This window comes from Arthrobacter globiformis (assembly GCF_030815865.1).
GTDB classification, from domain to species: Bacteria; Actinomycetota; Actinomycetes; order Actinomycetales; family Micrococcaceae; genus Arthrobacter; species Arthrobacter globiformis_B.
In genome coordinates this window covers 1,770,821-1,784,015 of record NZ_JAUSXI010000001.1, presented here as the reverse complement: position 1 = coordinate 1,784,015, position 13,195 = coordinate 1,770,821, and the positions used below count along the sequence as shown (strand labels likewise).

At 67.4% G+C, this 13,195-nt stretch carries 9 protein-coding genes; 7 read left to right on the top strand and 2 right to left on the bottom strand.

The features are described 5' to 3' along the window. Positions 1-256 precede the first annotated feature (256 nt). From nirB to QFZ33_RS08140, 7 genes are all read left to right on the top strand, one after another. The gene (nirB, locus tag QFZ33_RS08170; protein ID WP_307026452.1) at positions 257-2,887 is read left to right on the top strand and encodes a nitrite reductase large subunit NirB; all 2,631 of its coding nucleotides are present in this window, start codon (positions 257-259) and stop codon (positions 2,885-2,887) included. Positions 2,888-2,889: 2 nt separating this feature from the next. Then, positions 2,890-3,924 (top strand): uroporphyrinogen-III C-methyltransferase, encoded by a 1,035-nt coding sequence (cobA, locus tag QFZ33_RS08165; protein ID WP_307026450.1) that lies wholly within the window; start codon positions 2,890-2,892, stop codon positions 3,922-3,924. Between the two features lie 14 nt (positions 3,925-3,938). Continuing rightward, a complete protein-coding gene (locus tag QFZ33_RS08160) occupies positions 3,939-5,105 on the top strand; it encodes a uroporphyrinogen-III synthase (RefSeq protein ID WP_307026448.1) in 1,167 nt (388 codons plus the stop codon). Positions 5,106-5,380: 275 nt separating this feature from the next. Further along, positions 5,381-6,280 carry an FAD-dependent oxidoreductase gene (locus QFZ33_RS08155; RefSeq protein ID WP_307026446.1) on the top strand — a complete coding sequence of 300 codons (900 nt, stop codon included), beginning with the start codon at positions 5,381-5,383 and terminating at the stop codon, positions 6,278-6,280. 69 nt (positions 6,281-6,349) lie between these two features. Further along, positions 6,350-7,093 (top strand): deoxyribose-phosphate aldolase, encoded by a 744-nt coding sequence (gene deoC / locus QFZ33_RS08150; RefSeq protein WP_307026444.1) that lies wholly within the window; start codon positions 6,350-6,352, stop codon positions 7,091-7,093. Between the two features lie 46 nt (positions 7,094-7,139). Continuing rightward, complete coding sequence (locus QFZ33_RS08145; RefSeq protein WP_003801920.1) at positions 7,140-7,373, top strand: hypothetical protein; 234 nt, start codon at positions 7,140-7,142, stop codon at positions 7,371-7,373. A 115-nt stretch (positions 7,374-7,488) separates the two neighbouring features. Further along, positions 7,489-8,451 (top strand): DMT family transporter, encoded by a 963-nt coding sequence (locus tag QFZ33_RS08140; RefSeq protein WP_307026442.1) that lies wholly within the window; start codon positions 7,489-7,491, stop codon positions 8,449-8,451. Here QFZ33_RS08140 and QFZ33_RS08135 read toward each other — a convergent pair. Continuing rightward, positions 8,443-9,264 carry a metal-dependent hydrolase gene (locus QFZ33_RS08135; RefSeq protein WP_307026440.1) on the bottom strand — a complete coding sequence of 274 codons (822 nt, stop codon included), beginning with the start codon at positions 9,262-9,264 and terminating at the stop codon, positions 8,443-8,445. The genes QFZ33_RS08140 and QFZ33_RS08135 overlap by 9 nt on opposite strands. A 5-nt stretch (positions 9,265-9,269) precedes the next feature. Beyond that, positions 9,270-13,073, bottom strand: a complete 3,804-nt coding sequence (mfd, locus tag QFZ33_RS08130) for a transcription-repair coupling factor (protein ID WP_307026438.1) — start codon at positions 13,071-13,073, stop codon at positions 9,270-9,272. Between the last annotated feature and the right edge of the window lie 122 nt (positions 13,074-13,195).

The window sequence follows — 13,195 nt, the reverse complement described above, 5'->3', positions numbered from 1 at the left end:
GCCGGTCCTGCAAGGCGTGTAGTGCGCCTGCTGTTGCCGTCGCTGCGGCCGTATTCCAAAGCTAGGGTGACGGTGTTTCGAAGGGGTGCAGTCAATGTGTCGGGTACGTAAAAGACACCTCACATGGCCCGAAACAATCCCGTGATGCAGAAGTTAAGTTCACGAAACAATTGGGAAACTGAAGCGAAACTGCGGCTGCCTAGTCTGGATGGACAAGCTGCAGAGCACCGTCTGCGGCCCATGCGAAAGGCCCACAGTGACCGAACAGACTTCAAGCACAGAGACTCCGCGCCGCATCGTCGTCGCCGGCGGCGGCCCGGCGGCCCACCGTTTTGCGGACGCAATGCATGCCCGTGGCCTCGAAGGCTGGCAGGTAACTGTTCTGACCGAAGAAGCCCACCTGCCCTATGACCGCGTTGCCCTCAGCAAGGCCCTCACGGACAGCACCGTTGACCTGACGCTGGGTACTGCTTCCATGTGGGACCACGAGTCGCTGACCCTGCAGACGGGCGAGCGCGTGGTGAAGATCGACACCGCGGGCAAGTCCGTTGAAACCGCAGCCGGCAACACCTATGAATACGACGAACTCGTGGTCGCCACCGGTTCGGACGCCGCCCGGCTCCCGCTGCCCGGCGCCGAGCGAGTGCACGTCTACCGCACCCTCGAAGATGTCTGGGCCATCAACAAGTCCATCACCGAACTCAGCGAAAAGCTCGGCCGCAAGGTCAACGCCGTCACCATCGGCGGCGGCCTCCTCGGCCTCGAATCCGCGGCCGGCACCGAACAGCTCGGCGCCACACCCGTCGTCATCAACGGCGCCCCCTGGCTCATGAACACCCAGCTCGACGAAGGCGCCGGGCAGGCCCTGGGCCGCCTCATCGAGGCGAAGGGCTTCGAGGTCCACGGCGGGGTGTTCCCCTCCGAAATCCTCGCGGACGACGACGGCCAGGTCACCGGTGTACTGATGGCCGACGGCCGCACCATCCCGGCAGACCTCGTCATCGTTGCCATTGGCGTCAAGCCCCGCGACGAACTCTTCCGCGCCGCCGAAGGCGAGGAACCGCTGTTTGACCTTGGCCCCCGCGGCGGCGTGGTCATTAACGACTACTGCGCCACCCAGGTGCCGGGCATCTGGGCCATCGGTGAGGTAGCAAACTTCGAGGGCATGTGCCTGGGACTCGTGGCTCCGGCCAACACCATGGCCGAAATCGTGGCCGACCGCCTGCACGGCGGCGAGGCAACGTTCCCCGGCTTCGACACCGCCACGAAGCTCAAGCTTTCCGGCGTGGACGTAGCCAGCTTCGGCGACGCGTTCGCCCGGACCGAGCACGCCCTCGAAATCGTGTACGCGGACCCCGCCCGCGGCGTCTACCAAAAGATTGTCACCACGGACGACGCCAAGACCCTGCTGGGCGGCATCTTCGTGGGCGACGCAGCCCCCTACACCAGCCTCCGCCCGCTCCTGGGCCGCGAGCTCCCGGCAGAGCCCGGCGCCTACCTGACCGCCGCCGGCGGCGGGGAAGCCCCCGAGACCGAGCTGCCGGACGACGCCACCCTTTGTTCCTGCAACAACGTCACCGCCGGAACCATCCGCGACGCCATCAACGGTTGCGGCGCCTGCGACGGCAACGCCCCCGTCCAGGAACTCGGCGAGCTCAAGGGCTGCACCCGCGCAGGCACCCAGTGCGGTTCCTGCGTGCCGATGCTCAAGAAGCTGTTGGAAACCGAACTGACCAAGTCCGGCGTCGAAGTCTCCAAGGCCCTCTGCGAGCACATCGAACTGTCCCGCCAGGAACTCTTCGAGACTATCCGCGTCCTGGAACTGACGTCCTTCGAAGAGGTCATGGCCAAGTACGGCACCGGTGCCGGCTGCGACATCTGCAAGCCGACCATCGCAAACATCCTGGCCAGCCAGAACAGCGCCTACGTGCTGGACGCCGGCCGCGGCACCCTGCAGGACACCAACGACCGCGCCCTCGCCAACATGCAGAAGGACGGCACCTACTCGGTGGTCCCGCGCATCGCCGGCGGTGAGATCACCCCGAAGAAGCTCGGCGTCATCGCCGCCGTCGCCGAGAAGTACAACCTCTACACCAAGATCACCGGTGGCCAGCGCATCGACATGTTCGGCGCCCGGCTGGAGGAGCTCCCGGAGATCTGGAAGGAACTGGTGGACGCCGGCTTCGAGTCAGGCCAGGCCTACGGCAAGAGCCTTCGCACGGTGAAGTCCTGCGTCGGTTCCACCTGGTGCCGCTTCGGCGTCCAGGACTCGGTGGCCATGGCCATCCAGCTGGAGCTCCGCTACCGCGGCCTCCGCAGCCCGCACAAGCTCAAGATGGGCGTCTCCGGCTGCGCCCGCGAGTGTGCCGAGGCCCGCGGCAAGGACGTCGGCGTGATCGCCACCGCGGACGGCTGGAACCTGTACGTCGGCGGCAACGGCGGTGCCACCCCGGCACACGCCCAGCTGCTGGCCAAGGACCTCGATGACGAAACTCTGATCAAGTACATCGACCGCTACTTCATGTACTACATCCGCACCGCCGACCGCCTGCAGCGCACTGCCCGCTGGCAGGAAGAGCTCGACGGCGGCATCAAGCACGTCGAGGACGTAGTGGTCAAGGACACCCTGGGCATCGCCGAGGATCTCGAGGCCGCGATGGCGAAGCACGTGGACACCTACATTGACGAGTGGGCAGACACCCTGAAGGACCCCGAGCGCCTGCGCCGGTTCCGCTCCTTCGTCAACGCCCCCGACCAGAAGGACGATTCCATCACGTTCGTCCCGGACGAGCGCGGCCAGATGCGTCCTGCCACGGCTGAGGAAAAAGGCAAGGTGCTGATCGGGGCATCCATCCCCATGCGGCCCCGCGATGAGAACGAGGTATAGGCATGCAGCTCAGCATTGATCTCACCGGACGCGACGTCCTGGTCACCGGCTCGGATTTCGCCGCCCGCCAGGCCGTGCGCCGCTACGAAGCAGCCGGCGCCGTCGTCTCCCGCCTCAGCACCCCGCAGGGTGCCGGGCACGACGGTCCGCTGCCCGAGCGCCCGTTCCTCGTCGCGGCGGTCGACGACGGCCAGACCGGCTGGGAGCCGCTGCTGGACCGCTGCCGCGCCGCCGGCATTCCGGTGGCGGCCGAGCCGGCCGCCGGCCGGGCCGGCCACGTCACGCTGGTTGGCGGCGGCCCGGGCACCGGCGAGCTGCTGACCGTGGCGGCCGTCAAAGCCCTGCGGGATGCCGACGTCGTGTTCTACGACCGGCTGGCCCCGTACCAGGAGCTGGCGTCCCTCACCTCTGCCGAGCTGGTCGACGTCGGAAAGCGCCCGGGACACCACAAGGTGAGCCAGTGCGACATCGAGAAGCTCATGGTCGCTTCCGCTTTGGAAGGTAACAACGTGGTGCGCCTCAAGGGCGGTGACCCGTACGTCTTCGGCCGCGGCGGTGAGGAAGTTGCCTCCTGCGTCGCCGCCGGCGTCCCTGTACGGGTGATTTCCGGCGTAACGAGCGCCATCTCCGTGCCGGCTGCCGCCGGCATCCCCGTGACGCACCGCGAGGTCAGCCACATGTTCACCGTCGTGTCCGGCCACGCGCCGCTCACGGAGAAGGAACTGACGCACCTGGCCGGCTTGGGCGGAACCATCGTGGTGCTGATGGGCATCGGCACGCTGCACCACCTCGCCGCCGGCCTGCGTCGCGCGGGGATGCGCGCCGACATGCCCATGGCCGTGGTGGAGCGCGGCTACCGGCCGGGCCAGAAGACCACCATCGCCGAACTGGGCACCATCGCAACTGCCGCCGCCGGCTGCAGCAACCCCGCCGTCCTGGTGATCGGCGAGGTGGTGCGGGTGGCTGAGGCCAACCGCGGGCACGCCGAGGCCGAGGCGGAACTCGACCGTCTGGCGGCCTCGCTGCTGGGTTCGTGATAGGCATGAACGCAATGAATGTACTAGCCCCCACTGAAACAGCACCCGCCGAAACCGCCCTCAGCGAAACAGCGCCGGAGGCGGCCGCCGAAGCCCCGCTGGAGGGTTTCCGGATCGGCGTCACGTCCCACCGCCGTTCGCGGGACCTCATCGAGGCCCTGGAACGCCGCGGCGCCGAGGTCCTGCACGCCCCGGCACTGAAGATCGCCCCCGTGAACGAGGACATCAGCCTCATCGAGGACACCAAGGCGATCATCGCGGCCAAGCCCGACCTCTGCATCGCCACCACCGCCTACGGCATGCGCCGCTGGTGCGAGGCGGCAGACGCTTCGGGGATCGGTGAGGAGCTGCTGGAAACCCTGGGCGCCTGCCGGATGTTCGTCCGCGGACCCAAGGCCCGCGGCGCCGTGCGCGCCGCCGGCCTGGCCGACGTCGGAATCAGCAGCGACGAGACCACCGCAACGCTGGTGGACATGCTGCTGGCCGAAGGCGTGCGCGGCAAGACCGTGGCGGTGCAGCTGCACGGCTACACGGATGTCCGCCAGCTGGAACGGCTGCGGATGTCCGGCGCCACGGTACTGACCGTGACACCGTACCGCTGGGTCAAGCCCGACGGCGCCGACCGGCTCCCCCGCCTGATCGAGGCCGCCTGCAGCGGCAACCTGGACGTCCTCACCTTCACGAGTGCCCCCGCCGTGGACGCCATGTGGAGCACGGCCCACGAGATGGGGCTGTACAAGCAGCTCGTGGAGAGCCTCAAGACCACCGTGACGACCGCCGTCGTCGGTCCGGTAACCGCGCAGCCGCTGCTCGATGCCGGCATCACTCCGCTGGTGCCGGAGCGGTTCCGGATGGGCGCGCTGATCAGGCTGGTGTGCGAGCACCTCGCGCTGAACCATGTCCGCCGGCTGGACACACGCTCCGGAAACGTGGAACTGCGCGGCCGGTCGCTGCGCATTGACGGCGAGCCGGTGGAGATCGCCCCGGCGCCGCTGCTGCTGCTCCGCGCGCTCCTGGGCGCCGGCGGTGCGGTCCTTTCCCGGGAGTCCCTCTCCGAGCTCCTGGAACTCCGCGGCTCGGTGCACGCGCTGGACATGACGGTCAGCCGGCTCCGGTCCTCCCTGCCCGACGGCAAGCTCGTGGAAACAGTGGTGAAGCGCGGGTACCGCATCCGCGTCTAGCGGCCGGAGAACACGGTGTCATGCGACTACCCGTGTGATGCGAATAACAGAGGGAGTTTTTGTACAGATACTGGCCCCAAAAACGTGGTTTTGGGCGTGATATCTGTACAAAAGCTCCCTTTTGTTACCGGGCGGTAAAAAGCAGTGAACGGCCGGGGACAATTCCGCAACGGCCGGGAAACACCCGCGAAAAATGCTCCCCCTAGGCTGGGTCCCATCAGCACAACAGGGCCCCAGATCGGCCCGCCTGGTGCAGCATTCGAAAGGGCCCGCACATGTCCGCTCCGGCACAGTTTCCGTCCACCGCCACCGCCCCCTCCACCGGTTCATACTCTGATCCGGCCCGCGACGCCGCTTCGAAGATCGTCATCGCCGGTGCAGGCCCGGCCGCCCAGGCTCTCGTGGCCCAGCTGGCCGCAGCGCAGTTCTCCGGAACCGTCACAGTGCTGAGCAGCCGCGACGACGCCACCGAGGACCTGCTGGAACTGGCCGCCCTGCCGTTCGTCTCCGTACGCTTCGGCCAGCCGGCCAGCCACATCGACGCCACCGCCAAGGTGGTCACCACCGCCGACGGCATGGAGTTTGGCTACGACCAGCTGGTCATCGCCACCGGCTCTGCCCCGGTGGACTCACCGGTCGACGGCGCGGACCGCTGCCTCAGCTACTCCACCATCGACGATGCAGCCACGATCGGCCATGCCGTCAAGGAAGTCACCCGGGTCCTGGGCCGCAGGCCGCTGGGCATCCTGGTAGGCACCGGCCCCGCCGCCGGGCAGGCCGAAGCGGTGCTCCGCGCCCGCGGCGTCCGGCCGGTCCGCACCACCGCCCGGCCCGCCGCCGTGGTACCAACGCTTGCCGGCTCCATGCTGCCGGCCGCCGGCGTCGTGTTCGAGGACGGCAGCCGCATGAACGGCGACCTCGTGGTCCTCGCCGAGGACCGCACGCCCCGGGACGGCCTCGCAGCCGCCGCCGGCGTAGAGACTGCGGCGTCCGGCGGGATCGTCGTCGGCCGTGACTTCCGCTCCTCCGTGCCGGGCATCTGGGCCATCGGGGATGCGGCAGCGTTCGACGGCGTGCGGCTGGGTCTGCTGGTGGCGTCCGGGTCCGCTGCCGGCGCCTGCGCCGCCGAGCTCATGGCGGAGCTTTCCGTGGGGCAACTGGCCACGGCTGCATAGCTTTCCTGCTGTGGCAGGATGGTTCGCAAGGACGCCGCGACACACGGGGCCCCGGCGGAAAGGACCAGCATGAGCAACGAGACAAGCGCCCGGACGGGCACCGCGACCAGCCCCGCAGGAACTCCCGGGGAGGGTAGCGACGCGTCGGGCATCGCTTCCTTCATTGACCACACGCTGCTGAAGCCGGAGGCCAGCGAGGCGGAAATCCTCAAGGTGTGTGCCGAGGCCGCCGAGTACAAATTCAAGTCGGTGTGCGTGAACCCGGTGTGGGTCAAGACGGTGAAGACAGCGCTCAAGGGCACCGGTGTGCTCACGTGTTCCGTGGTGGGTTTCCCGCTGGGCGCCACGCCCGGCGACGTCAAGGCGTTCGAGGCCCGCGGGGCCGTGCTGGACGGCGCCGACGAAGTGGACATGGTCATCAACATCGCTGCGGCCAGGGCTTCGGACAAGGGCGCCCTGGTGGACGACATCAGGGCCGTCGCCGAGGCCGTCCACCAGGGCGAGGCGATCCTCAAGGTCATCATCGAGACTGCCCTGCTCAGCGATGACCAGAAGGTTCTGGCCTGCGAAGCGGCCGTAGAGGCCGGCGCCGACTTCGTCAAGACCTCAACGGGCTTCAACGGCGGAGGCGCCACCGTCGAGGATGTGGCCCTCATGCGGAGCACAGTGGGCCCGGATTTGGGGGTCAAGGCCTCCGGAGGCGTGCGTTCCCTCGAGGACGCACAGGCTATGATTGCTGCAGGTGCAACACGTATTGGCGCCAGCTCCGGTATTGCAATCGTCAAAGGCGAACAGGGTTCGTCTGCGTACTGACCGGCGGCAGCCACAGTTTGAGCCCCGCGGGGCCGAGGAGGAATGAATGTCCAGCAAGATTGACCAGCAAGTAAAGACGCCCCAGAACGAGAACCCCCTGGCTGGCAGCATCGTTCTCTTCGTGGTGATCATGGCTCTGTTCCTGGGCGCCATCTACTCGCTGTCCTTCCTGTCCCTGGAGAACCCGTGGCCGATGGCCGTGTGCCTTGGCCTGTTCGCCCTAGCCTTCTGGATCCCGCAGACCATCACCGGCCGCTCGGACAGCGCTGGCGAGTACTAAACGCCGCGCAGACTTTGAAGCCGAAGCCCCGGAATGTTCCGGGGCTTCAGCTTTTTAACAGAAAAGGAAGGCTATGCCGTGCGTTCTGAGGAACTCATCTTGGGCGGGTTGAGCTGTGGCTGATCGCGGCCCCACCCGGACCACAGCAAGGCGGGCATCCGTTGTGGACGCACTGCTGCTCACCGTCGCCGTGGCCTGGGGCTCGACGTACTGGGTAGCAAAGGAATTGGTCACCCAGGACACGGTGCTGGCAGTTCTCACTGTCCGCATGTTGCTGACCGCCGCCGCGCTTGGCCTGATTCTCGTCATGATGCGGAAACGCTTGAAGAAGACCGAGGCGGTGGTCGGTGGCATTCTTGGCCTGCTGCTTTCCACCGTCTTCACTTTCGAAACCTTCGGCATCGCCGCGACCAGCGCGACCAACGCCGGGCTCATCATCAGCCTGACCATCGTGATGACGCCGGTCCTGGAAACCGTCGTCGGTAAGCGAAAGCTGAGTCGGTTGTTCTACTTGGCCGCGGTGGTTGCGATTGCCGGCGTGTACTTCCTTGCCACGGGCGGCGCCGCCGCATCCTTCGGATTCGGCGATCTGCTGATCCTGCTGGCCGCCATTGCACGTGCGGTACACGTGACCGGGATGCATCGGCTCTCTGCACGCCGCAGCATCGACTCGCTGAACCTGACCTTCGTGCAGATGGCCACCTGCGGGCTGGTGTTTCTCATTATGTCCAGTCTCTGGGGCACGCCAATCACGACTTATGCCGGAAGCATGAACTGGTCCTCGGTACTCCAGATGGCCTACCTCGTAACCGTATGCACTGTGTTTCCGTTCTTCATTCAGATGTGGGCGGTACGCAAGACTTCCCCCACCAGGGTGAGCCTCCTGCTCGGAACCGAGCCGGTATGGGCAGCGGTCATCGGCGTGACACTGGCCGGCGATGTTTTGGGCCCTACCGGCATTTGTGGTGTGGTGCTGGTGCTGGCCGGCACCATGTGGGGGCAAAGGCTGGAACTAAGGACTCCACGGCGAGCACCTGACGCCGACCGTGAACCACGGAAAGTCCGGGTCTCAGGTTAGTCCGAGCAGGCTGCTGGCCAGCCGGCCGGCCAGTGCCAGCGCCGCAGGAAAATGCGTGTCGGCCAGCGACCAGGCCGCCAGGCACATTCCCACCATGGCGTAGCCGCTCACCGGAATCAGCACCAGCCACTCCCGCCGCGACCCGGCCCGGCCCAGCAGCGGGATGGAGAAGGCGCCGTTGGGCCGCCAGAAGTTCCTCAACACCCACAACCGGCGCAGGAACCTTGGCGGTTTGATCATCAGCGGCCAGAGAAGCGGAACACCCCCCGTGGTCACCATGTCCCCCACAATGTGGACCACGACGCCGATCAGCATGGACATGGGCAGCCACGTCCACTGGTCGGGCGCAAACCAAGTCACCAGGCCGGCCATGACCAGGGCGAAGACCCAGTTGGTGATCCAGCCGGACTTCGGAAACAGCTTCAGGGCCTTGGCGGCGATGTTGATCATGAACATGCACAGCAGCCCGGCGCCGACGGACAGCACGCCCCACGGCGTGTCCACCTGAATCTGCGCCGCAACTGCGGCGAGCAGCACGAACATGGCCGCCCCCAGCACCGAATGCGTACCCTGTCGGTGGCCGCCGCTGGCATTCTCGATGCCGACCGCGATCACGTTGGACAGCGGCGGCAGCGAATGCGCCACTGTGCTGGAGCGGTGGTCCCAGTCGCACACGAGGGCGGTGCCCGCCGTCGCCATGCCGCCGATCAGCACTCCGGTGGCGTCCAGCGGATACCAGCCCAGGGTGTATGGCCCCGTCGAGGCAATCGCCACCCACGCCGCGGCCCCTGACGCGGCGTGATGTCCTCCCATCACAGCTAGCCCTTCGTGGCTTCGGCGGGGACAGGGGCGTCCGAGAAGATGTTGCGGATGACGCCGTCGGCCCAAGCCAGGATTTCGGCGTCCTGCAGGTCACGGCCGCCGATCTTTGCCGTCTTTGGCTTGGGGATCAGAACGGCGTCGAGGGCGGGCTTGGACTGCGCGCCCGGGTACATGCGGTTGAGCCGCATGGTCTTCGATTCGGGCAGCTGCGCCGGGGAGAACTTGATGAAGTTCCCCTGCAGGGCGACGTCGGAGAGCCCGGCTTCGCGGGCACCCACCCTGAAGCGTGCCACGGCGACGAGGTTCTGTGCGGGCAGTGGCGGCTCGCCGTAGCGGTCCACGAGCTCGGCGAGGACTTCGTCGATGTCTTCGTTGGTGAGTGCCGACGCCAGCTTCCGGTAGGCCTCCAGCCGCAGCCGCTCCCCCGGCACGTAGTCGTGCGGCAGGTGCGCGTTCACGGGCAGCTCGATCTTCATCTCGGCGGCCTTCTCCTCGGCTTCACCGCGGTACTCGGCCACGGCCTCGCCCACCAGCCGGATGTAGAGGTCGAAGCCGACGCCCTGGATGTGGCCGGACTGTTCACCGCCCAGCAGGTTGCCGGCGCCGCGGATTTCCAGGTCCTTCATGGCTAGCTGCATGCCCGCGCCGAGTTCGTTGTGGGTGGCCACGGCCTTCAGCCGTTCCAGCGCCACCTCGCCCAGGGGCTTCTCGGAGGGGTAGAGGAAGTAGGCGTAGGCGCGTTCGCGTCCGCGGCCGACGCGTCCGCGCAACTGGTGGAGTTGCGACAGGCCGTACTTGTCCGCGCCGTCCACAATCAGGGTGTTGGCGTTGGAGATGTCCAGGCCCGTTTCGATGATGGTGGTGCACACGAGGACGTCGAAGCGCTTCTCCCAAAAGTCCACGATCATCTGCTCCAGGCGGCTCTCGGACATCTTGCCGTGTGCCACCTCGACCCTGGCTTCGGGGACGAGTTCGCGGATTTTGGCTGCGGTCTTTTCAATCGTGGACACGCGGTTGTGGACGAGGAACACCTGGCCCTCGCGCATCAGTTCGCGGCGGATGGCAGCGGACGTCTGCTTGTCGGTGTACGGGCCCACATAGGTGAGCACGGGGTGGCGCTCCTCCGGCGGGGTGGCCAGTGTGGACGTTTCGCGGATGCCGGTCAGGGACATCTCCAGGGTCCGCGGAATCGGGGTAGCACTCATGGCCAGGACGTCGACATTGGTGCGCATCTTCTTCAGCGCTTCCTTGTGCTCGACGCCGAAGCGCTGCTCCTCGTCCACGATCACCAGGCCCAGGTCCTTGAATTCAAAGTCCTTGGACAGCAGCCGGTGCGTGCCGATCACTACGTCCACGGAGCCGTTCTTCACGCCCTCGGCCGTTTCCTTGGCTTCCTTGGACGCCTGGAACCGGGACAGCGGCTTGACGCGCAGCGGGAAGCCGGAGAACCGCTCAGTGAACGTTTCATAGTGCTGCTGGGCCAGCAGCGTGGTGGGCACCAGTACCGCCACCTGCTTGCCGTCCTGCACCGCTTTGAAGGCCGCGCGGACGGCGATCTCGGTCTTGCCGTAGCCGACGTCGCCGGAGACCAGCCGGTCCATGGGGATCTCCCGCTCCATGTCGGCCTTGACCTCGTTGATGGTGGTGAGCTGGTCCGGGGTCTCCACGTAGGGGAAGGCCTCCTCCAGCTCGCGCTGCCACGGCGTGTCCGGCGCGAAGGCATGGCCGCGAGAGGCCATCCGGGCCGAGTAGAGCCGGATGAGCTCACCGGCGATTTCCTTGACCGCCCGGCGCGCCTTGGACTTGGTGCTGGCCCAGTCCGCGCCGCCCATTTTGCTGAGCGCGGGCGTGTCGCCGCCGACGTAGCGGGTCACCTGGTCCAGCTGGTCGGTGGGCACGAACAGCCTGTCCCCCGGCGCACCGCGCTTCGATGCCGCGTACTCCAGCACGAGGTACTCGCGGACGCCGTCACCGCCCCCGGCCACCTTACGCTGGATCAGTTCCACGAACCGGCCGATGCCGTGCTGTTCGTGCACCACATGGTCGCCGGCCACCAGCTGCAGCGGATCCACGGCGTTCCGCCGTTTGGACGGCATGCGGCGCATGTCCTTCGTGGAGCCTGCGGAGGTGCGGCCCAGCAGGTCGGCCTCGGTCAGGAGACCGAGTTTCAGTCCGTCCAGGACAAAACCGCGTCCGACGGCGGCAGTGGTCACCTCGATGATCCCCGCCTGGGGTTCGTGGTCCAGTGTGTCCACCCGGGCGCAGGGAATGTCGGCGTCGTGGAACAGTTCGGCCAGGCGCTGCGCCGGGCCCGGGCCTTCGGTGGCCACCACGATCCGCCACTGGTCCCGCACGTGCGAACCGATAAAGTCCATCATTTCTGCCACGTCGCCCTGGTAGCCGCGCGGTTCGCGGGCGTGAAGATTGAGCACGTCGATGTCCGGCGTCAGTTCCTCGTCCGTGGCCAGCGACGTGATGGACCACCAGGACACCTCATGCCCCAGCGCCGCAGAGCGGGTCTCGGCCAGCGACCGGAAGCTGGCGGAATGCAGGGCGGCTGAGGCCTGCGAACTCAGGTCCAGCGGCGCGGTCCCGCCGTCGGAGGCCGTGGACCACGCTGCTTCCAGGAACTCCTCGTTCGTGGCCGCGAGGTCGTGGGCGCGGGTGCGGACCTTCTCAGGTTCGATGACCACCGAGATGGACCCTGCGGGCAGCTGCTCCATGAACGGGACCATCGCGTCCACCAGCACAGGCGCCAGGGATTCCATGCCCTCCACGGCAATGCCGCCGGCGATCTTCTCCAGCATGTCCGCAGCCGGGGGAAGCTGGGACTTCAGCGTGGCAGCCCGGGACATGACCGAGGGGGTAATGAGAATTTCCCGGCAGGGCGGGGCGTGGAGTTCGGTGGGGTGATGCACGCCGGGGGCGGACAGCGAGCGCTGGTCAGCGACGGCGAACCAGCGCATCTGGTCCACCTCGTCGCCGAAGAACTCCACCCGGATGGGGTGGTCCTCGGTGGGTGGGAACACGTCAAGGATGCCGCCGCGGACGGCAAATTCGCCGCGGTGCGTGACCATGTCCACCCGGGAGTAAGCGGCGGCCGCGAGGTTACGGATCACGTCATTGAACGGGACCTCCTGGCCGACCTTCAGCGTCACCGGAACCAGTTCCCCCAGGCCGGCCACGATCGGCTGGACCACGGCCCGGACCGGGGCCACCACCACGCGGAGGGGGCCGGCTGCGTTTTCCGGGTGGGCTGCGCCATCAGGGTGCCTTGCGCTATCACTGTGGGCTGCGTTTTCCGGGTGGGCTGCGCCATCAGGGTGCCTTGCGCTATCACTGTGGGCTGGGTCTTCAGGATGCGCCAGGCGCCGCAGGACCGACAGGCGGCGGCCCACCGTGTCCGAACGCGGGGACAGTCGCTCGTGCGGGAGGGTTTCCCAGCTGGGGAACTCGGCCACGGCGTTGGCCGGCAGGTAGGCGCGGAGCGCGGCGGCAAGATCCTCGGCCTCGCGTCCCGTGGCGGTGACGGCCAGGACCACCCCCGGCGCGGCGTGATCCGCGGCGGGGCCGTCATTTTCCGCTGCGTTCAGCAGGCCGTCCGCCATCTCCGCCAGGAGCACGGGCCGCAAACCTGCCGGGGCGCTGATCTGGTAGTCCTCGCTGCGGACGCTGAAGCTCCGCGCCGCCTCGGCCTGCACCCGGGCGAACGTCCTGTCCGCATGAAGGGCGCCGCGCAGGCCGTTGAGGGGCAGGCCGTTAGAGGGCTGGCCGGTGGGGCTCTGGCCTTTGGAGCTCATGGGCAGGATCTCCTGGAATCTCATTCGAACGCAGGCAACACGAAAAGCCGAGATTCTTGCGAATGCCGGGGCTTCCAGCCTACCCCTGCGGGCACGCACGCGGCATCCAGGCCCCGGGTGCC

Coding starts and splice junctions, on each gene's coding strand:
- cobA (WP_307026450.1), top strand. CDS start 2,890: ATGCAGCTCAGCATTGATCTCACCGGACGCGACGTCCTGGTCACCGGC.
- QFZ33_RS08160 (WP_307026448.1), top strand. CDS start 3,939: ATGAATGTACTAGCCCCCACTGAAACAGCACCCGCCGAAACCGCCCTC.
- QFZ33_RS08155 (WP_307026446.1), top strand. CDS start 5,381: ATGTCCGCTCCGGCACAGTTTCCGTCCACCGCCACCGCCCCCTCCACC.
- deoC (WP_307026444.1), top strand. CDS start 6,350: ATGAGCAACGAGACAAGCGCCCGGACGGGCACCGCGACCAGCCCCGCA.
- QFZ33_RS08145 (WP_003801920.1), top strand. CDS start 7,140: ATGTCCAGCAAGATTGACCAGCAAGTAAAGACGCCCCAGAACGAGAAC.
- QFZ33_RS08135 (WP_307026440.1), bottom strand. CDS start 9,264: ATGGGAGGACATCACGCCGCGTCAGGGGCCGCGGCGTGGGTGGCGATT.
- mfd (WP_307026438.1), bottom strand. CDS start 13,073: ATGAGCTCCAAAGGCCAGAGCCCCACCGGCCAGCCCTCTAACGGCCTG.